19 protein-coding genes and 1 pseudogene are annotated in these 19,006 nt (G+C 51.0%); 3 read left to right on the plus strand and 17 right to left on the minus strand.

Annotated features, from left to right (window positions below; translation table 11 throughout):
• Positions 1-55: 55 nt before the first annotated feature.
• From KNQ12_RS05455 to KNQ12_RS05465, 3 genes are read right to left on the minus strand one after another with little or no spacing between them, the layout of a single operon-like run.
• Positions 56-1,840 (minus strand): acyl-CoA dehydrogenase family protein, encoded by a 1,785-nt coding sequence (locus tag KNQ12_RS05455; protein WP_023469171.1) that lies wholly within the window; start codon positions 1,838-1,840, stop codon positions 56-58.
• Entirely contained in the window at positions 1,837-3,027 is a 1,191-nt protein-coding gene (locus tag KNQ12_RS05460) for an acetyl-CoA C-acetyltransferase (protein ID WP_058264685.1), read from the minus strand. Before KNQ12_RS05460 ends, KNQ12_RS05455 begins: the two co-directional genes overlap by 4 nt.
• Before the next feature lie 17 nt (positions 3,028-3,044).
• Complete coding sequence (locus tag KNQ12_RS05465) at positions 3,045-5,462, minus strand: 3-hydroxyacyl-CoA dehydrogenase/enoyl-CoA hydratase family protein (protein WP_055968858.1); 2,418 nt, start codon at positions 5,460-5,462, stop codon at positions 3,045-3,047.
• Positions 5,463-5,645: 183 nt separating this feature from the next.
• On the opposite strand from KNQ12_RS05465, the gene KNQ12_RS05470 reads away from it, so the two are divergent.
• Together KNQ12_RS05470 and KNQ12_RS05475 are read left to right on the plus strand one after the other, a co-directional pair.
• Positions 5,646-6,293: a class I SAM-dependent methyltransferase gene (locus KNQ12_RS05470; protein WP_214746664.1), complete on the plus strand. Its 648-nt coding sequence runs from the start codon at positions 5,646-5,648 to the stop codon at positions 6,291-6,293.
• Positions 6,294-6,295: 2 nt separating this feature from the next.
• The gene (locus tag KNQ12_RS05475) at positions 6,296-6,556 is read left to right on the plus strand and encodes a hypothetical protein (protein ID WP_055968862.1); all 261 of its coding nucleotides are present in this window, start codon (positions 6,296-6,298) and stop codon (positions 6,554-6,556) included.
• A gap of 418 nt (positions 6,557-6,974) precedes the next feature.
• Here the strand turns inward: KNQ12_RS05475 and KNQ12_RS05480 are convergent, their stop codons facing one another.
• The 13 genes and pseudogenes from KNQ12_RS05480 to KNQ12_RS05545 form a co-directional block, all read right to left on the minus strand.
• A complete protein-coding gene (locus tag KNQ12_RS05480; RefSeq protein WP_058264683.1) occupies positions 6,975-7,793 on the minus strand; it encodes a DUF2785 domain-containing protein in 819 nt (272 codons plus the stop codon).
• A 59-nt stretch (positions 7,794-7,852) separates the two neighbouring features.
• Positions 7,853-8,770, minus strand: a complete 918-nt coding sequence (locus KNQ12_RS05485) for a proline dehydrogenase family protein (RefSeq protein WP_023469178.1) — start codon at positions 8,768-8,770, stop codon at positions 7,853-7,855.
• An 84-nt stretch (positions 8,771-8,854) separates the two neighbouring features.
• Positions 8,855-9,529 (minus strand): TVP38/TMEM64 family protein, encoded by a 675-nt coding sequence (locus tag KNQ12_RS05490; protein WP_035396352.1) that lies wholly within the window; start codon positions 9,527-9,529, stop codon positions 8,855-8,857.
• Entirely contained in the window at positions 9,526-10,185 is a 660-nt protein-coding gene (gene trhA / locus KNQ12_RS05495) for a PAQR family membrane homeostasis protein TrhA (RefSeq protein ID WP_035396436.1), read from the minus strand. The genes KNQ12_RS05490 and trhA overlap by 4 nt, the downstream gene beginning before the upstream one ends.
• Positions 10,186-10,403: 218 nt before the next feature.
• Positions 10,404-11,019 (minus strand): annotated as a pseudogene (gene hisIE, locus KNQ12_RS16960) (bifunctional phosphoribosyl-AMP cyclohydrolase/phosphoribosyl-ATP diphosphatase HisIE).
• Positions 11,016-11,765 (minus strand): imidazole glycerol phosphate synthase subunit HisF, encoded by a 750-nt coding sequence (hisF, locus tag KNQ12_RS05510; protein WP_023469183.1) that lies wholly within the window; start codon positions 11,763-11,765, stop codon positions 11,016-11,018. Before hisF ends, hisIE begins: the two are co-directional and overlap by 4 nt.
• Positions 11,759-12,463 (minus strand): 1-(5-phosphoribosyl)-5-[(5-phosphoribosylamino)methylideneamino]imidazole-4-carboxamide isomerase, encoded by a 705-nt coding sequence (gene hisA / locus KNQ12_RS05515; protein ID WP_029342450.1) that lies wholly within the window; start codon positions 12,461-12,463, stop codon positions 11,759-11,761. Before hisA ends, hisF begins: the two co-directional genes overlap by 7 nt.
• Positions 12,436-13,023 (minus strand): imidazole glycerol phosphate synthase subunit HisH, encoded by a 588-nt coding sequence (hisH, locus tag KNQ12_RS05520; protein ID WP_058264681.1) that lies wholly within the window; start codon positions 13,021-13,023, stop codon positions 12,436-12,438. The genes hisA and hisH overlap by 28 nt, the downstream gene beginning before the upstream one ends.
• Positions 13,020-13,601, minus strand: coding sequence for an imidazoleglycerol-phosphate dehydratase HisB (hisB, locus tag KNQ12_RS05525; RefSeq protein ID WP_035396348.1), 582 nt, complete (start codon positions 13,599-13,601; stop codon positions 13,020-13,022). Before hisB ends, hisH begins: the two co-directional genes overlap by 4 nt.
• Positions 13,574-14,545, minus strand: a complete 972-nt coding sequence (locus KNQ12_RS05530; RefSeq protein ID WP_058264680.1) for a pyridoxal phosphate-dependent aminotransferase — start codon at positions 14,543-14,545, stop codon at positions 13,574-13,576. Before KNQ12_RS05530 ends, hisB begins: the two co-directional genes overlap by 28 nt.
• The gene (gene hisD / locus KNQ12_RS05535; protein ID WP_214746667.1) at positions 14,545-15,762 is read right to left on the minus strand and encodes a histidinol dehydrogenase; all 1,218 of its coding nucleotides are present in this window, start codon (positions 15,760-15,762) and stop codon (positions 14,545-14,547) included. Before hisD ends, KNQ12_RS05530 begins: the two co-directional genes overlap by 1 nt.
• Positions 15,759-16,370: an ATP phosphoribosyltransferase gene (gene hisG, locus KNQ12_RS05540; RefSeq protein ID WP_023469189.1), complete on the minus strand. Its 612-nt coding sequence runs from the start codon at positions 16,368-16,370 to the stop codon at positions 15,759-15,761. The genes hisD and hisG overlap by 4 nt, the downstream gene beginning before the upstream one ends.
• Positions 16,371-17,192: an ATP phosphoribosyltransferase regulatory subunit gene (locus KNQ12_RS05545; protein WP_035396343.1), complete on the minus strand. Its 822-nt coding sequence runs from the start codon at positions 17,190-17,192 to the stop codon at positions 16,371-16,373.
• Positions 17,193-17,315: 123 nt separating this feature from the next.
• Here KNQ12_RS05545 and hisJ point away from each other — a divergent pair, with 123 nt between their 5' ends.
• Positions 17,316-18,110: a histidinol-phosphatase HisJ gene (hisJ, locus tag KNQ12_RS05550; protein ID WP_023469191.1), complete on the plus strand. Its 795-nt coding sequence runs from the start codon at positions 17,316-17,318 to the stop codon at positions 18,108-18,110.
• 71 nt (positions 18,111-18,181) lie between these two features.
• Here the strand turns inward: hisJ and KNQ12_RS05555 are convergent, their stop codons facing one another.
• Positions 18,182-18,931, minus strand: coding sequence for a hypothetical protein (locus KNQ12_RS05555; protein ID WP_214746670.1), 750 nt, complete (start codon positions 18,929-18,931; stop codon positions 18,182-18,184).
• Positions 18,932-19,006 lie beyond the last annotated feature (75 nt).

The following is a 19,006-nucleotide window of genomic DNA, read 5'->3' on the forward strand; positions in this document are numbered from 1 at the left end:
AAAAACTTCGCCTTTACAGAGATTTTCCCTGCAAAGGCGAAGCGGTAAACCTGACTTAGACCGTATATTTGTTTGACTCGATGAGGCGTTTTGCAATGTCGCGTTTCGTACCGATGACGTTGATCGGCTGGTAACGGCTGAATTTTTTCAGCGCTGAGAGCAACATCCGGAGCTCGTCGCCGCTTGCTGCCGCGTAGAGCGTCTCTTTCGCGTCACGCTCGACAGCTTCGAACGCTTGTTGTGCGAAGACTTCCGTGTAACGGACTTTCAGTTCGCTCTTCTCGATCCCTTTGTCGGCAATCGCTTTGTCCGTCCGAACGATCGCTGACTCAAGCGCATAGATCGCACTCATGATGTCAGCTGTGTTCGCTAAGATCTCTTGTTCGCCTTGGAGTTTGTCCTGGTATTTCTGGACCGCTGTTCCGGCAGTCAACAAGAAGATTTTCTTCATCATCGCGAGTAAATGACGTTCGCGATCAAGTGGTGCTGTTCCGATTTCGGTCGGCATGAAGCTCATCACTTCTTGTTGCAGACGCTGTGCTTCCGCAAGCAACGGCAACTCGCCTTTCATCGCTTTCTTCAGCAATGTTCCTGGGACGAGGAGACGGTTGATCTCGTTCGTTCCTTCGAAGATCCGGTTGATCCGCGAATCTCGGTACATGTTCTCGACTTCATATTCTGCCATGAAGCCGTAACCACCGTGAATCTGGACCGCTTCATCGATGACGTAATCAAATGTTTCCGAAGCAAAGACTTTGTTCATCGAGCATTCAATCGCGTACTCCGCGATTGCATCGGCGATTTTCTTACCGTCCTTGCTCTCTTCTTCTGACAACTGATCGAGACTGTCTTGGAACAGACCACCCGTCCGGTAGACTGAACTTTCCATCGCATACGTCTGTGCTGCCATCGTCGCGAGTTTTTCTTGAATCAATGGGAACGAGCTGATCGGTGTCTTGAACTGTTTCCGTTCATTCGAGTACTGGACTGCAAGATCAATCGCTCGTTTTGACGAACCGACAGCACCAACAGCTAATTTATAACGACCGACGTTCAAGATGTTGAAGGCGATGACGTGACCGCGTCCGATCTCACCGAGGACGTTATCGACTGGTACTTCTGCATCTTGTAAGATCAACGTCCGTGTCGATGATCCTTTGATTCCCATCTTTTGTTCCTCGACGCCTGTCGAGACGCCTGGATACGATCCTTCGACGAGGAAGGCGGTGAACTTGTCACCGTCAATTTTTGCGTAGACAACGAACAAGCTTGCAAAACCAGCGTTCGTGATCCATTGTTTTTCACCGTTCAAGATGTAGTGCGTACCAGCTTCGTTCAAGACAGCCGTCGTTTTAGCACCAAGAGCATCCGAACCAGAGCCTGGTTCCGTCAACGCGTACGAAGCGATCCACTCCCCTGAAGCGAGTTTCGGCAAGTATTTATGCTTTTGCTCTTCGTTACCGAAGAAGACGATCGGCAACGAACCGATTCCGACGTGTGCGCCGTAGCTGAGGGCAAATGAACGACCCCGTGCGAACTTTTCCGTAATGATCGAAGACGAAATCTTATCCATCTGATAGCCGCCGTATGCTTCCGGAACGTCTGCACCGAGTAGACCAAGCTCGCCTGCTTCACGGAGGAGACCGACTGATAATTCGAACTCGTGTTTTTCGATTCGGTCAAGGACAGGAACGACACGATCTTCGACGAACTTCGCTGTCATGTCACCGACCATTTTGTGTTCTTCCGAGAAATCCTCTGGTGTGAAGAGACGTTCTGGTGCTAACTCATCTAATACGAAACTGCCACCTTTGATTAATTCGTTTGTCGTTTGGCTCATTGTCCTGTTCCTCCTTCAACTAATTCGAATACACCTGCTGCGCCCATTCCGCCACCGATACACATCGAGACGACACCATACTGGACATTCCGACGTTTCATTTCATGCAAGAGCGTCAATGTGAGTTTTGTTCCTGTACAACCGAGTGGGTGACCGAGGGCGATCGCTCCACCGTTGACGTTGACGATGTCTTCGTTTAATCCAAGCTCGCGGATGACACCGAGCGACTGCGATGCGAACGCTTCGTTCAACTCGATCAATCCGACGTCTTCAAGCGTGATGCCTGCGAGTTCAAGTGCTTTCGGAATCGCGACGACCGGTCCGATTCCCATCACTTCCGGACGGACACCACCGACCGCGAACGATTTGAACTTTCCGAGAATCGGTAACCCTTGGCGTTCTGCTTCTTCCCGTTCCATGACGAGGACAGCTGCCGCACCGTCTGACGTCTGCGAAGAGTTCCCTGCTGTGACGCTACCGCCAAGGCGGAACGCTGGGCGAAGTTTCGCAAGACCTTCCGGTGACGAATCCGGACGAACGCCTTCATCGTGTTCGACGATGAATGTCTTCTCTTCGATTTTCAGTTCATCATTGACGAATTGTTCCGTCACCGTTACCGGGACGATTTCGTCAGCAAACTTACCAGCCGCGATTGCGGCCGCTGCTTTTTGATGGCTCTTCAAGGCAAACGCATCTTGATCTTCCCGTGAGACATTGTAGGTCGCAGCGACTTGCTCCGCTGTGTGCCCCATGCTCATGTAGTATTCCGGTGCCGTGTCGACGATCGACGGATTAGGTCGGACGACGTGACCTGGCATCGGGACTTGGCTCATCGATTCAAGTCCACCAGCGACGACAGCGGTTGCTTGCCCCGTCATGATCTTCATCGCTGCGTCAGCGATCGATTGTAGTCCACTTGAGCAATACCGGTTGATCGTGATCGCCGGTACCTCGTGTGATAATCCACCGAGGACCGAAGCGTAACGGGCGATGTTCATGCCTTGTTCCGCTTCCGGCAAGGCACATCCGAGAATGACGTCATCGACCGCTCCCGTGTAACCGGACCGTTTCAACGTTTCCTGGATGGCGATGCCTGCTAATTCATCCGAGCGCATCGATTTGAATGCGCCCTTTTTTGCTTTTCCGACCGGTGTTCGTGCACCGGCGACGATTACTGCTTCCTTCATCCGAATCCCCCCAGTCCTCAGTTACGAAGCGGCTTGCCTTTGACGAGCATGTGCTGCATCCGTTGTTGTGTCTTCATCTCACCGATCAGGCTCAAGAATGCTTCCCGTTCGATGTCGAGCATATATTGTTCATCGACGTGGCTACCGAAGGCGACGTTTCCGCCGGCGATGACGTGTGCGAGTTTACTTGCGATTTTCAAATCGTGTTCCGAGATATAACCGCCGTAGAACATTTCGCGTGTTGCGAGTTCAAGCGTCGCTTTCCCCGCACGACCGACGACTGGAATCTTCGCTTTCGCTGGTGCCGTGTAGCCGGTCCGGTCCAGTTCAAGGACGAGTTGTTTCGCATCATACGTCAAGTGATCCCGGTTCATCGAGATTTGATCAACGGAGCGGACATATCCGAGTTCGCGTGCTTCAAAGGCTGATTTTGAGACTTTTGCCATCGCGACGTTCTCGAACGTCTTTTGCGCTGCTTTCTCGATATTGACGAGTCCGTCCGGTGTGTTTTCTAACAGTCGACGGTACGTGTTGACGTTTCCGCCGCCTCCCGGAATTAGACCGACACCGACTTCGACGAGACCCATATACGTTTCAAGACCAGCTTGCAGACGAGCCGCCGGAAGCGAGATCTCCGTACCGCCACCAAGCGTCATTCCTTGTGGGGCAGCGACGATCGGACGTGATGCGTAACGAATCTTTTGAATCGATTGTTGGAACTTGTTGATGATCCAGTCGAGTTCGAACCAGTTTTCATCTTCCGCTTCCATCAGCATCATCGCTAGGTTCGCACCGACACAGAAGTTCTTGCCATCGTTCGCGATGACGAGACCACGGTGGTTTTTCTCAACGAGATCGACCGACTGTTCGATCATCTGCATGATGTCGACACCGATCGCATTGCTCTTCGATGTGAACTCGAGCACCGCAACATCGTCGCCGATATCAAGCAGGCGTGCCCCGTTGTTCTCTAGTAAAACACCGTTTGACTTCCGGACGTCGCGGAGGCGGATTTCCTTCGGATTGACCGTTGCTCCAACGTAGTCTTTCGTTGCAACGTCATAATGACGACCGGACGCATCATAGAAGCTCGTTTTTCCTGCTGCGAGCATCTCATCGACCCATGCCGGTACTGCGTAACCGTCTTGTTTCATCTTCGCGACCGTTTTCTCGACACCAAGTGCGTCCCATGTCTCGAACGGTCCCATCTTCCAGCCGAAGCCCCATTTCATTGCTTCGTCGATCGCTTTGATGTCGTCTGCGATCTCACCAGTCAGCTGAGCTGAGTAGAGCAATGTTTTCGCATGGATCGGCCAGAGTAAAGCACCGACACGATCTTGCGCGAAGACGACGGCTTTCAGCTTGTTTTTTGCGCCCGGAAGTGCTTTAGCTTGTCCGATTGACGGCTCGGTAAGCGCTTTCTTTTCAACGTACTCAAATGTCTCTAAATCGAGTTCAAGGATCTGTTTTCCGACTTTCTTATAGAAGCCTTGACCCGTCTTCGCACCGAGTGCCCCTTGTTCGACAAGGCGACGCATTTCAGCCGGAACCGCGAACGTCTCCTTCTCCTCGCCTTCTGGCAACAAGTCATAGACGTTGTTCGCGACGTGAACGAACGTGTCGATGCCGACGACGTCGAGTGTCCGGAACGTCGCTGACCCTGGGCGACCAAGCAGTGGACCTGTGACCGAATCGACCTCCCCGATCGAATAGCCACCTTTTTTCATCTCATCCATCGTCACGAGAAGACCGTATGTCCCGATTCGGTTGCCGATGAAGTTCGGTGTATCCTTCGCAATGACAACACCTTTCCCGAGTCGTTCCTCTGCGAATTGCTTCATAAAGTCGACGACACTCGGATCCGTGTCTGACGTTGGAATCAACTCAAGTAACTTCAGATAACGTGGTGGATTAAAGAAGTGTGTCCCGAGGAAACGACGATTGAACGACTCCGAACGCCCTTCGCGCATCGCTTCGATCGAAATGCCTGATGTGTTCGAGCTGACGATCGCGTCTTCCCGAATGAACGGTTCGATCGTTTTAAACAATTGCTGTTTGACGTCGAGTCGTTCAACGACGACTTCGACGATCCAGTCTGCTTCCTTCAGACGTTCTAAGTCGTCTTCTAAGTTTCCGACCTCGATGAAGTCAATCAATTTTTTCGACGCGAGTGGTGCTGGATTTTGTTTCAAGAGTTTTTCGCGGTTATCGCGCGCGATGCGGGAACGGACGCGCGGATCACTCAGCGTCAAGCCCTGCTTCTCTTCTTGTGCCGTAAGTTCTTTTGGTACGATATCAAGCATCAATGTCCGTATGCCAGCATTCGCAAGATGTGCCGCGATGCCTGCACCCATCACCCCTGAACCGATGATGACGGCGAATTGGATGTGTTTCGTCAACTGGATTGTGGTCGGCTGACCGATTTGACTCGCCATGATATACCCCCTGATTTTAAATTGAATGAACAACCATTCATTATACTGACAAAAAAAGAAGCCGAACGACTTTGGTGTGCTTCTTCTACATCTTCATCATAAATGAATAATGATTCAGTAGCAATAAAAAATCAGTCAATGGACAAATTTTCCTGTTAGACTGATAAAAAGGAGTGGTTGAAAATGAGTCAAACCGAGCATGTATGGAATCAAAAAGCCGCTGACTGGGCGGATCGCGCTGACGATATGTGGACGAGCGGCAGTCGGAAAACCGTTTTGCCGTTCTTACGAAAAACAATCACCGGTGGTCGCTTGCTTGATCTCGGTTGCGGTGATGGAGCAGCCTGTCGCTTACTGACACCGGACTTTCAGACAGTCGGACTTGATGTCTCAGACGAGATGATCCGGATCGCCCGTGAGAAGTCACCCGAGCAGACGTTCATCGTTGGAACGGGGGAAGCATTGCCGTTCGCTGATCATGCGTTTGATGTCTTCCTCGCCGTTAACTCACTCGAATGGTCGACACGTCCCGTTCAAGTGCTTCAAGAAATCGAACGCGTCGCCCCGCTTGTCGTCATCAGTCTACTCGGTCCGACAGCAGCACCACGGCAACTTGCTTATCGTCGTCTGTATGGTGAGGAAGTCGCGATGGGGAATACGATGATGCCGTGGGAACTGTTGCAACTAGCAAAAGAACGGGGTTGGACGTTACTCGATGAAGCGGTCATTCAAAAAGAAGGAGCCGTCATGACTGGGCATCGGTTACTGGATCAAGCACATGCTTTCTCGTGTTTGTTTGCTTTTCAGACGACAGCTGCGAGGGAGAGATAAGTATGTCATATAGTCGTTTTTTCACTTCAATTTTAGGTGTGATTTCCATCTTCTTTTTATTTTACGTACAAGAGCTTGGTATTTTCGGAAAGTGGCAATTCTATATTTTCTTCATGGTTGTATTCGTTGGTACACAGGCCTTAGGAGAACGGGTATTATTTCGTCGATTCGAAGAAAAACGATTCCATCCACAGACGGCTGTTTTATTAGTTGCACTATTATTTGTTGGAATTTTTATTGCGGCGAATGTTTTGTATCCTTGATATAAATCGAGTCTTACTACAACGTTGCTAACCTCACTGTCCTTTCACCCGCTTTCCTCAAGCTAGACACAAGCCAGTCTTCCTCATCCTTCGGATGACGAATCCGGGTCTTGATTGTCTCTGACAGCGCGATAAAACGTCGCGCTTTTTCTTGTAGGAGTCGGGTGAAGATATGTGAGGAGGTTGAACGTATTCAATACTAAAAGCGATCGATTCCATTGACGGAATTCGATCGCTTTTGATGTGAGTTCATTTAGAACGAACCGGGCATCTTCGACTCCTACAGGAAAAGGAAGCATGAACCATGCTTCCGTCAGGGAAGAGGAAGACCCGGCAAATCACATGGAATGTGAGATGCCGCGGCTTACTTCCCGCCTGAGGAAAGCGAAGATGATAGGGACGTCCGGTATACTATGCTTTATCCTCCGTGCGTTCGCTGATGTACCTGTCGCAACCACTCTTCAATTAAGACGAGATCCGATTGTTCTTCCCATTTCAGTCGGAAATAGAGTGTCTGTAGCATCTGTTTGACGTTACGATACGTCGTCCACTCCGCATCTCCCCATGTCACGTCACTCTCAAGCCACTCCTTAATATTACGTTCGATTCGTTGTAATAGGACGTCTTCCGACAGTCCATGACGACAAGCTTGCAACCACGCCGTCACCATCCGGTCCGCTTCTTCATCGACATAGAGATAATCGGATCGGATCAACTGACGAATCATCGCATCAATCGCTCCGAGCTCCTCCTGCGGACGACTCGCTGGGTGCGTAAACCAAACCGCATAGACATCTGCGATATGTGCCATGCTGTGTGCCCACCCCATTCCGTCAATGAATCCACGGACATCCTTTTCTTGCTCCAAATAGGTTTGTAAGTAAGTGGACAGCCGATCCAACTGACTTTGCGTCAATAAGTGTCGGGTTTTGTCCATCACTAACAATTCAGCGAGTGCTAATGCTGAAAATGATCGCGTCAGAACAGCTGTTGTGTCCGCTGTTCCCATTCTATACATCAATCCATGCCCGCTTAAAATGAAATCGAAAATTCGATTGGTGTCTTCTATCGTAAAGGACTCTGATGCGATGTAGGTCGCTAACTGCGGATAGATCAATCCATCCCGTAACTCAGAATCCGTCGAACCGATATGTAGAAGTAACTCATCGAGTAATGCAGGCGTTACACTCGCGTCTTGTTGTAGCAGTTCCTTTAATTCTTGTTCTGTGCATGCCATTCTGTCCTCTCCTCTCTGAATCAAAAAAAGACGATGCAACGTTGCATCGCCTTCTCTTCTTATCCTTTGACCATTCCTTTGAGAACGAAGGCAACGTTTGCCGGTCGTTCTGCTAAGCGGCGCATGAAGTAACCGTACCAGTCACGTCCATAAGGAACGTAGACACGGACTTTATAGCCTTGTTTGACGAGTTCGAGTTGACGCTCGACCCGGATACCAAATAACATCTGGAATTCGAACTGGTCTTTTTCGATCCCATTTTCTTTAGCGTGACGGATGACTTGCTCGATCATCGCATCGTCATGTGTTGCGACGGCAGCATAGTTTCCGAGTGATAATTGTAACTTCACGAGCTTGATGTAGTTATGGTCGACGTCTTCCTTCTCTGGGAACGCAACCGTTGCCGGTTCTTTGTATGCCCCTTTGACGATCCGGAGATTCGTCTCGAAGCGCCCGACGCGTTTGATATCATCTTCCGACCGGTAGAGGTACGACTGGATGACCGTCCCGATGTTATCGAAAGATTGGCGCAATTCTTCAAACAATTGAATCGTCTTTTCACAACGTGGCTCATCTTCCATGTCGATCGTGACGAAGACACCGAGTTCTTTCGCCCGTGTTAAGATCCGTTCCATGTTCGAGCGGATCAAGTCGTCCGAGATATCGAGTCCGAGTGATGTCAGTTTCAACGAGAGTTGCGAGTCTAATTTTTCTTCCGCAATCATCTCAACCGCACGAATACATTCTTGTGTCATCATCTCTGCTTCTGCCACCGTCGAAATGAACTCCCCTAAATGGTCCATCGTGACGCATAACCCTTTTGCGTTCAATTCCTGGATCGCCCGTTTGGATGCTTCCAATGAATCCCCTGCCACGAAGCGACTCGCTCCGAACTTAAGTCCGTATCGCTTGGCGAGACCGTTCAATGTCTTGTTTTGCGATAAGAAGATAAAACCATCCCGTAGTACTTTTTCCATCACTCATGATTCCCCCTAAATAAATGCTAGGCTGTTTTACCGTGTCGGTTCACATCTCTGCCTTTATATTATGCCATAAAGCGCTTACATGCGCTCTTTCTTTTGTTTATTTTTGAGAATCTGATGGGCAACGATACCAACAGCGAAAAACAAGACATACAGACCAATCGCAACAAAGAACTGCCACGAGAACGGATCACGAAGGCTTGAGCCGATATTGTTGTAAACGAATGCACCGGGAATGATCCCGATATAGTTGGCGATGGCGAACTGTTTAAAGCGGATTTTCGATAGACCCGACGCGTAGCTGATCGCGTCAAACGGAAACAGCGGAATCAACCGGACGATCAAGACGACGAGAAAGCCGTTCGTTGCGATCCGGTCGTCAAGCACGTTCAGCTTCCCTTTCCCGATCAACTTCTCGACGCCACGGCGACCGAGCAACCGGGCAATCCAAAAGCTGAGCAATCCGCCGGTACCAGCACCAATGACGTCGAGTAATGTCCCGAGCCACGGACCGTACGTATAGCCGCCAAAGACGGTCAAAAGACTCGCCGGAAAAAAGACGAGTGGTCGGACGGTATAAGCGAGCACATAGAGCAACATCCCTGTCAGACCTTGATCCCGTACCCAATCCGATAATGCTTGAATGTCGAATTGCTCCAACATTCCCGACATTCGGAAATACAGGAGCAATCCAAGTCCAAACATAAAATACAGCGTGATCGGGAGCCAGTCCCGGAGCCGTAGTTTCTTCATGACATCGTCGCCGGAGCAACGTAATAGAAAATCGACAGGAAGATCAACACACTACCAGCAAGGACGAACAGATGCCAAATCGCGTGGTTATACGGCAAGCGTGCCCAGACGTAAAAGATGACGCCGAGGGAGTACGCAAGTCCACCACCGAGGAGCAGTAAGAATCCTTGTAATCCAAGTGCTTCATAGATCGGCTTGATCGCAAACAGACAACACCAGCCGAGGATCAGATAAGACGCATTCGAGATCCAGACATATTTACCGGTCGAATAAAGCTTCCAGATGATGCCGAGCGTTCCGACACCCCAGACGATTCCGAGCAATGTCCAGCCGAGCGGACCACGGAGTGTGATCAAGGCGAACGGTGTATAACTACCAGCAATCAAGAGATAGATGCCAGCATGATCTAAAATTTGTAGAACCTTGTTTGCTTTCGTATGCATCAGCGAATGCATCAAGGTCGAGAACAGATAAAGGAGAATCATCGTTGCCCCGAAGATACTGACAGCAGTGACGTTCCAAGCGCTGCCGGATTTCGTCGCCTGCAGGATCAACATCACGAGCGCGACGATACTGAAAATGACACCCAATCCGTGTGTAATGGCACTGGCGATTTCCTCTTTCAAGGAGTCACCTTTTGCGAGTAGCTCTTCGATCGTTTCTTTCGATTGTTGCTTGATCGTTTGCTTAAGTTCTTTTTTGGTAACCAACCGAACACCTACTTTCTAATGACACAAGACTAACACTTTGATTATACGCTCTGAAGCGACAGCGTGCCTATCGAAAGATTCTGTCGATTTGATGACAACCGTCATCTGTTTGTCTTTTCCCGCTTATACAAAAATCCACACCGCCTAGGCGATGTGGATGTCGTTTACCATTGTTCAATATCCGGGCGATCCTTGAACGTCGATTTTGTACCGTGACGTTCGTTAAGGACGGCCTCGACTTCTTTGAATGAGACACCGCGCTCAGCGAGCAAGACCGTTAGGTGGTACAACAAGTCTGCTGTCTCTTCTGCTAACGTATCGTTACCGGCGAGGACAACTTCAAACGCCTCTTCACCGAACTTCTTCGCGATCTTCTCGTACCCGGAAGCAATCAAATAATTCGTATAGGATTCTGCTTCCTTTGCCTCAATCTTCGCTTTGACGGTCTGTTCCAGTTCGTATAACATTTGGCACCTCCACTTCCGTATAGAAACAACTGCGATTTCCGGTATGGCATGTCGGACCGTTCGCTTTGACTGCGATCAAAAGACTATCTTGATCACAATCGATCCACATCCGTTTGAGTTCAAGTGTGTTCCCGCTCGTCTCCCCTTTTGTCCAGAGACGATTCTTCGTCCGCGAGAAGAAGGTAACAAGACCGGTCGCAAGCGTCTTATCATAAGCGGCTTGGTCCATGAAGCCGACCATCAAGACATCGTTCGTCTGTTCGTCGACGACGACGGCAGCGACGAGTCCTTTTGAAAAATTCAATGTCGTCATCGGACTTCGACTCCCCGTTCTTTGAGGTAGGCTTTCGTTTCCGGCATCGTGTACGTCGCTTCATGGAAGATCGAAGCAGCTAAGGCTGCGTCAGCGCCTGCTTCCAATCCTTCCGCCAAGTGATCGAGTGTCCCGACACCGCCGGAAGCGATAATCGGCACGTTGACGACTTCACGCAGACGACGGATCAAGGCGAGATCATACCCGTCTTTTGTTCCGTCAGCGTCCATCGACGTGACGAGTAACTCGCCGGCACCGAGGGCGACAGCTTCCTGTGCCCACTCGATCGCGTCACGTCCGACGGGTTGTGTTCCACCGTGAGAGAAGACACCCCATGAGTCACCGGTCTGCTTCGCATCGATTGCGACGACCGTCGCTTGGACACCGAACAGGCGGCTGACTTCTTGAATCAGTTGTGGATTTTGAAGCGCTGATGAGTTGAGTGAGACTTTGTCAGCACCGGCACGAATCAAGCGTTTCGCGTCTTCGATCGTCTTGATTCCGCCACCGACCGTAAACGGCATATAGATGACTTCTGCGACGCGTTCGACGATATCAAGCATCGTCTCGCGCCCTTCTTGCGTTGCTGAGATATCGAGCAGGACGAGTTCATCTGCCCCTTGTTCGTAATAATACTTTGCGACGGCGACCGGGTCACCGAGATCACGTAAGTTTTGGAATTTTACCCCTTTGACGACACGTCCTTCCTTGACGTCAAGACAGGGAATGATTCGTTTCATCAACATACGCGTAACACCTCTTTTAAGGCGAGTGATCCGTCGAGCAACGCCCGACCGACGACGGCTCCGTCCATGCCGATTTCTTTGAGACGCGCGACGTCATCGACCGTCGTCACACCACCGGAAGCGATCAATTCGACCCCTTCCCGCTTCAACCGGTCGAGTCCATCAACGTCCGGTCCCATCATCATCCCGTCTCGCGAAATATCCGTATAAAGGAACGTCTTGATCCCTTTACCGATCAAGTGTGTCATCGCTTCTTCAAGCGTCCATCCGCTCGCTTCGAGCCAACCGCGTGTTTGAACGATGCCTTCTTTTGCATCTAACGCAACAGCCAGTTTATCACCAGCGAGGGCAATCATCTGTTCAAGTAACGCTTCGTCTTCAAGGGCAACCGTGCCGACGAGAATCCGGTCGATTCCGGCACCGACGTACGCTTCGACCGTCTCGATGTTACGAACACCACCACCAGCTTCGACGAACAAACCGGTCTCCTTTTTGATGTCGGCGATCAAGTTCAAGTGTAACGGTTCGCCGGCTTTCGCGCCGTCAAGATCGATCAGGTGAATCGCTGTTGCCCCGTCTTCCTTGAAGCGCTTCGCGATCGTCAGTGCATCGCCGAAGAATGTCTGTTGGTCAAAATCTCCTTGCTTCAGGCGTACCGCCTGTCCGCTCATTAAATCGATTGCTGGGTAGAGTTGCATGTCGTCTCTCTCCATTCCTTCAGTAGTTTCAATCCGACTTCGCCACTCTTTTCCGGGTGGAACTGCATCCCGGTGACTTGTCCTTTTTGAACGATCGCTGGGACGAGGCGTCCGTATTCGACCGAGTCGACGATCCATTCTGGATCACAGACAGCACCGTACGAGTGGACGAAATAGACGGCTTCGCCGTGGTTCGCCAGCTGGTGCCATCCCATATGAGGCAAGCGGACGTCGCTCGGTAGTTTTTCGATTGTTCCTGGTAAAATCCCGAGACCTTCCGTCAGTCCATCTTCGTCACTTGATTCAAAGAGCAGTTGCATCCCGAGGCAAATCCCAAGAAACGGCTTCTTTTCGGCTTGTTCTTTTAAGAAGTCGACGAGTCCCGTTTCCTTCAAGCGCTCCATTGCCGGTGCATAGGCACCGACACCGGGTAAGACGAGTGCTTCAGCTTGCTCCAGTAGTTCAGCATCATTCGTGACGATGACTGCCTCACCCAACTGTTTTAATACCCGCTCAATGTTTGCGATATTCCCGACGCCATAATCGACGATTGCTATCATTGATCAATCAACCCTTTCGTAGACGGTACCCCTTCGCTCGTCACGGCAACGGCCTGACGAACAGCCCGACCGAGTGCTTTGAACAACCCTTCGATCATGTGGTGTGTGTTCGAACCATATAAGACTTCGGCATGAATCGTCATCCGGGCACTGCGCGATAAGCCTTGGAAGAACTCTTCTGCGAGTTCCGTATCAAAGTCACCGAGCTTCGGATTCTTGAAACTAGCACGGAAGACCGTGAACGGACGACCACTGAAGTCAAGGACGACCGACGCGAGTGTCTCGTCCATCGGCACACGGGATTCACCGTAGCGTTCAATCCCGGCTTTATCGCCGAGCGCTTCCGTCAACGCTGCCCCGAGAACGATCGCGGTATCTTCGACCGTGTGGTGGGCATCGATCCACGTATCACCTTTGGCAGTTACCTTCAGACCGATTCGAGCCTGGAAGGCGAATAACGTCAACATATGATCAAAGAACCCGACACCGGTCTTAATCTCAACCGGACCTCCTGCGAGATCGACCTCGACCTTGATGTCTGATTCTGCACTTACTCGTTCGCTTGCGCCACGCCGCATCGTAATTCCTCCTCTACACACGTTTCTAATACTTGCATTGCTTCTGGTGACCCGCAACTGACACGGAATGCTTGGCTAAACAAGCGGATCCGTAATCCGGCGTCAGCACAACGCTGCGTAAAGCGTTCGGCTTCTGGATACTCGACGTAGACGAAGTTCGCTGCACTGGGATACGTCTTGCCGATTGGGGCAAGAATCCGTTCGATTGCTTCACGGCTCGCATAGGTTTCCTCTAAGACCCGATCGAGTTCCGGTTCTGCCATGATGGCGATACCGACAGCTGCTGATAGACCAGAGACGTTGTACGGTGATTTAATCTGTTCGATTTCTTCAATGATTTGTTCGCTCGCGATGACAAAACCAAGTCGGAGCGATGCGAGTCCGAACGCTTTCGAGAGCGTCCGTAAGATGATCGCTTTCGGATATTCTTCGAGTAAATGAAGCATCGACTGTTCGAGTGCGAAGTCGATATACGCCTCATCGATGACGACGTATTTACCACTGTCGAGCAAACGACGGATGTCCGCTTCCTTGCGGAGGACACCGGACGGATTGTGCGGGTGACTCAAGAAGATGATCTCACCAGGAGCTGCGATCAATCCGTCGACGTCAAGCGCCATCTCGTCGAGTAACGGCACGCGTTCAAACGGTGCGCGTGCCCGGTCAGCGTAGAACTGGTACATGACGAAATCCGGTTCTGAGGCGATGACTGGCATCCCGGGTCCGCCGTAGCGGGCACATAAGTAGCCGATCAATTCATCTGAGCCGTTTCCGGCGACGAGTTGCGTCGGACGGACACCGGCGTACGTCGCGTACGATGCCTTGACTTGATCGATGATTTCGACAGGATATTCATTTAAAGGGAACGTTGCGACCAATTCCTGGATCGCTTCGATCCCGACTGGACTGTGGGTCGTGAATCGTTCGTTTTGGTGTAATCGCATTAGTCTTCCCTCACTTCGATGGCTTGTGCGTGTGCTTCGAGTCCTTCGACCCGGGCAACGGTCTTCGCTGCGTTCGCGAGACGTTGTACGCCTGCGCGTGTGGCTTCGAGCATCGTCTGGTGACGCAGGAATGTCCGCGCTGATAATCCAGACGCAAAACGAGCTGTACCGGACGTTGGTAAGACGTGGTTCGTTCCGGCGACGTAATCACCGAGCGTTTCTGGTGTCTCGTGACCGAGGAAAATCATCCCGGCGTGACGGATCGATTTGACGACCTCTTGTGGATTGGCAACGGCAAGTTCCAAGTGCTCCGCTGCGAGGCGATTCGCTTCTTCGATTGCTGTTTCGAGTGGAGCGACGAAGACGCCACCGTTTTCCATCGCACGACGGGCAATCTCTTGACGCGGCAATTGCTGTAAGCGCCGCTCGATTTCCGCATCCACCGCTTGTTTCATCTCTTCTGTCGGCACGAAGGCGATCGCGACAGCGTCACGGTCGTGTTCGGCTTGAGCAAGTAAGTCGGCTGCGATCCGGTCCGGGTGCGCCGTTTCGTCAGCGATGACGACAACTTCCGATGGACCGGCGACGGAGTCGATGCCGACGATGCCGTAGACTTGGCGTTTTGCTTCAGCGACAAAGCGGTTTCCGGGTCCGACGATCAAATCGACGGCTTGGATGCTTTCTGTTCCGAATGTCAAAGCGGCAATGGCTTGCGCTCCACCAATCGTATAGATTTCTGTCACACCAGCGATCCGTGCCGCAACGAGCACCTCGTCACTTAAGTTCGTCATCGGTGTCACCATGACGACGCGTTCGACACCAGCAACTTTTGCTGGAATCGCGTTCATCAAGACGGTCGACGGATAACTGGCTGCACCACCCGGTACGTAGATCCCGACCGAATCAACAGGAACGAACCGTTGGCGTCGTGTCACGTCTGCTTCGACGAGTTCGATGTCAGACGGTAGTTCTTGTTCGTGCCACTCGACGAGCCGTGTCGCCATCAACTTCAACGAGTCAATCAAGTTGGCGTCTGCCTGTTCGAAGGCTTGTGTGATTCGTGTCTCACTAAGGCGGAAATCTTCAAGATCGACCTGATCGAATTGGTTCGTATAATCGCGGACAGCAGCGTCACCGTCTGTTGCGACGCGTTCGAGAATCGCGCGGACCGCGAGCTCCGTGTCGCGATCGATGCTGAAAGGTTTTGTCGGTGTCATGATCGTGTCACTCCTTCTGTCAATTGCTCGAGCAAGCGGATGACTTCCACCCGCTTCCGTTTTAACGTCCATTCGCTCGTAAAGAATCGAGCGCTGATATCGATGATTTTTTCATATTCGTTTAGTCCGTTCGCCCGTAACGTCTCACCTGTCTCGACGATATCGACGATTGCATCAGCAAGTCCGAGTAACGGTGCTAGTTCGACCGAACCGTTTAACGGTACGATATCGACGTCGACACCGAGTTCGCTGAAGTAGCGTTTTGCGATGACCGGATACTTCGTCGCGATCCGGACGCGGCGTCCGCCTTCGAATTGCAGCGGTTCCTTTGCACAGACGGACATCCGGCAGACACCGAATGGTAATTCCGCCAGTTCCGATAGCTCTTGATCCGATTCGAGTAAGATGTCGCTCCCCGTGATCGCGACGTCAAGGACGCCTTGAGCAACGTACGGAATCAAATCCGATCCTTTCATGAAGACGAATTCGTGCTCGCCCCGTTTGACGATCAGTTCGCGTTCAATGGCTCCCCATGTCTCGACGCCAGCTTCTTTTAGGTAACGTTCTGTCGCTTTCGACAGCCGTCCTTTCGTAATTCCGATTCGCATTTAGAGCACCTCCGCCAACCGTTCGACCGAGAATCCGATGCCGAACGCCTGTTGTTCTTGTCCGAATTGTTCATAAAGCCGGTCATAGCGTCCACCGACGAGGACGGGTTCCGTCACACCTTCGATGAAACCGTGAATCGTGATCCCGTCATAGTACGTCTGTAAGCCCATTTGACCGAAGTCGAGATCGGCATTGACGGCTTCCGCGAGATCAAGCACGGCATTGAGTCGTGTTTCGTCAACGTACGGTAAGATCGTCTCTGCTCCTTCGCGTCCGAATAATAAAGGTAGTTTCGCAAGTAAGGCATCATCCAGTTGACCCGCGATCCGCTTCAGTTCGATGACGTTACGTAAACGGAGCATCTGCGTCACTTGGTCGCGTAAGTGGTGATCTCCGACGCGCGTCTCGATCAAATGCTCGATTAGACCAGCATCACCAATTGAGAGTGTGACTTCTTTTCCTGTCAGTTCCTCGACGAGTCGGACCGCAAGTTGAATTGCTTCGACTTCTGCGATTTGTCCCCGTTCCTCGAATCCGACCTGGAACTTCTCTTCCGGTTGAAAGACGGAGCCACTGTAGAAGACACGTTTATATTGTTCGCGACCCCGTTCGCTGAGTGCACGCGCGACACTAGTCGTAAAATCCATCCGAATCTGTTCCCGTCCACCGATTTCCTCAATTAAGGGGGTGATTAATCGGGTATAGTTAGATTGTTCGAGTCCATCTTCGAGCTGACGAATGACCTGTTGGAGCCGCGTTGCCGAGGCACCAACGTAATCTGTCGCTCCATCCTTGAGTCGAATCGTAGAAAATGATTGCATACTCCCACTCCTTTATCTTATTATCACTGTACCACGCTAAATTATTTAACGATAAGATACCGCGTTTCGGGCACATTGTCAATCGCTTTGCTTGTCAATTCTAAAAAAATCGGAGGGTTACTCATGCAATTATTGAAATGGGACGGTCACGTCCACAGTCCATATTGTCCACACGGTACGAAGGATCCACTCGAAGCCTACATCGAGCGTGCCTTAGAGCAAGGCTTAGAACGAATCAGCTTCACGGAACATGCCCCTTTACCTGAAGGTGTGACGGATCCTGCGCCAGATAATGATTCCGGAATGTCGTTCGCGACAGCCGATGCCTACCTGAAGGAATTAACGCAACTCCGCGAGACATACAAGAATCAGATCGACATCCGGATCGGGATGGAGTTCGACTACTGGGAAGGGCATGTCGACGGGACACGTGACATCATCGCCCGCTACGCTGACGTCTTGACCGACGGCATTCTCTCACTGCATTACTTATACATTGATGATCAGTATTATGGCGTCGACTTCAGCAAGGAAAGCTTCGGTGAGATCGTCACGAAACTCGGAAGCGTCACGGCGGTCCACGAACGCTATTATGAAGGCATCCAAGCCCTCGTCATGACGGACCTCGGTGCACACCAGCCGAAGCGCCTCGGTCACTTAACATTACCGACGAAATTCATCCAAGCCTATCCGCTTGAGTCGAACCCAACGAACCTCGACGACACGTTACGGAAGATCCGTCAGGCGAACTTCACACTCGACGTCAACACAGCAGGACTCCGGAAGCCGTTATGTGGTCTTTCCTATCCTTACCCGGAACTCCTGCAAGTCACGCAGTCGTTATCGATTCCACTCGTCTATGGATCAGATGCCCACCTCGCAAAAGATGTCGGTGCTGATTTTGATTTTAAATGGTAAGAACGTAAATAGATAAAAGATCGCGCGCTTCACTTACTCTGACGGGAGTTGTGTGAAACGCGCGATTTTTTTTATTCTGTTCCCCCATACGGAAACGATCCTGACGTGACAGGTGGCAATGATGCCGCAAGTATTTTAAGGCGATCAACTGATACGTTACCGGCTAACAAAACCGTCTGTTCGCCGTCTTGATAAAACAAGCTAGCTTCTCGTTTCGTCTCATGGACGTAAGCTTCTATTCCATTCGCCAATGTCACGACCTCCGACGGTTTGCTGTCCATCGGTTGCTGCGGGAGCTTCGAAACCGTAAGGATTGATTCTTTTCCAGCAAACGTCCATGTGATTGGCGCGTCTTCCGCATCACTCCAACTCATTTCGTTCGTTGTAAATGTCGAAAATGGGAGCTTCAAGCCACGTGATTCCGAGCGTTCCGTTGTAACAGGTCCTGTCGCAGGAAGAACACCAGTTAATATCCAGCGATCAGACTGTTCATAAAACAAAACGATGTAATGATGTGGTCCTTCCGGAGACTGCAGCGTGACAATCGCTTTTTGACCAAGAATCGCTTCCGACAAGATATCATCATTAGTCGGTACGGCGGTTTGTCCGTTTTTATAGGTCAGCTGTATTTGCTCGACGCTCGCTTTGCCTGGTGTATCTGCATCGACGGAGGGCTCTTTAATTAAAATTTCTTCGACTTCATTTTGTCCTTTAGTTGGTTTCACTGATGCAACTTCTGCAGATGGTTTTACAGCATGTTCTTTCGTCTCCATTGTACACCCCGATAAGACGCAACTACTGATCAATACAATAGTTGTCATCGACTTCGTAAAACGCATTTTTCCTCCCCCTTACCATACCTTTACTTCTTTTAGTATGGCAGGTCGATACCTGCT

The organism is Exiguobacterium sp. s11 (assembly GCF_018619015.1).
GTDB classification, from domain to species: Bacteria; Bacillota; Bacilli; order Exiguobacteriales; family Exiguobacteriaceae; genus Exiguobacterium_A; species Exiguobacterium_A indicum.

Coding starts and splice junctions, on each gene's coding strand:
- hisA (WP_029342450.1), bottom strand. CDS start 12,463: ATGCAACTCTACCCAGCAATCGATTTAATGAGCGGACAGGCGGTACGC.
- hisG (WP_023469189.1), bottom strand. CDS start 16,370: ATGCGAATCGGAATTACGAAAGGACGGCTGTCGAAAGCGACAGAACGT.
- KNQ12_RS05455 (WP_023469171.1), bottom strand. CDS start 1,840: ATGAGCCAAACGACAAACGAATTAATCAAAGGTGGCAGTTTCGTATTA.
- hisF (WP_023469183.1), bottom strand. CDS start 11,765: ATGTTGATGAAACGAATCATTCCCTGTCTTGACGTCAAGGAAGGACGT.
- KNQ12_RS05490 (WP_035396352.1), bottom strand. CDS start 9,529: ATGAAGAAACTACGGCTCCGGGACTGGCTCCCGATCACGCTGTATTTT.
- hisD (WP_214746667.1), bottom strand. CDS start 15,762: ATGACACCGACAAAACCTTTCAGCATCGATCGCGACACGGAGCTCGCG.
- KNQ12_RS05480 (WP_058264683.1), bottom strand. CDS start 7,793: ATGGCATGCACAGAACAAGAATTAAAGGAACTGCTACAACAAGACGCG.
- KNQ12_RS05465 (WP_055968858.1), bottom strand. CDS start 5,462: ATGGCGAGTCAAATCGGTCAGCCGACCACAATCCAGTTGACGAAACAC.
- KNQ12_RS05530 (WP_058264680.1), bottom strand. CDS start 14,545: ATGCGATTACACCAAAACGAACGATTCACGACCCACAGTCCAGTCGGG.
- KNQ12_RS05470 (WP_214746664.1), top strand. CDS start 5,646: ATGAGTCAAACCGAGCATGTATGGAATCAAAAAGCCGCTGACTGGGCG.
- KNQ12_RS05545 (WP_035396343.1), bottom strand. CDS start 17,192: ATGCAATCATTTTCTACGATTCGACTCAAGGATGGAGCGACAGATTAC.
- hisH (WP_058264681.1), bottom strand. CDS start 13,023: ATGATAGCAATCGTCGATTATGGCGTCGGGAATATCGCAAACATTGAG.
- hisJ (WP_023469191.1), top strand. CDS start 17,316: ATGCAATTATTGAAATGGGACGGTCACGTCCACAGTCCATATTGTCCA.
- hisB (WP_035396348.1), bottom strand. CDS start 13,601: ATGCGGCGTGGCGCAAGCGAACGAGTAAGTGCAGAATCAGACATCAAG.
- KNQ12_RS05555 (WP_214746670.1), bottom strand. CDS start 18,931: ATGACAACTATTGTATTGATCAGTAGTTGCGTCTTATCGGGGTGTACA.
- KNQ12_RS05460 (WP_058264685.1), bottom strand. CDS start 3,027: ATGAAGGAAGCAGTAATCGTCGCCGGTGCACGAACACCGGTCGGAAAA.
- KNQ12_RS05485 (WP_023469178.1), bottom strand. CDS start 8,770: ATGGAAAAAGTACTACGGGATGGTTTTATCTTCTTATCGCAAAACAAG.
- KNQ12_RS05475 (WP_055968862.1), top strand. CDS start 6,296: ATGTCATATAGTCGTTTTTTCACTTCAATTTTAGGTGTGATTTCCATC.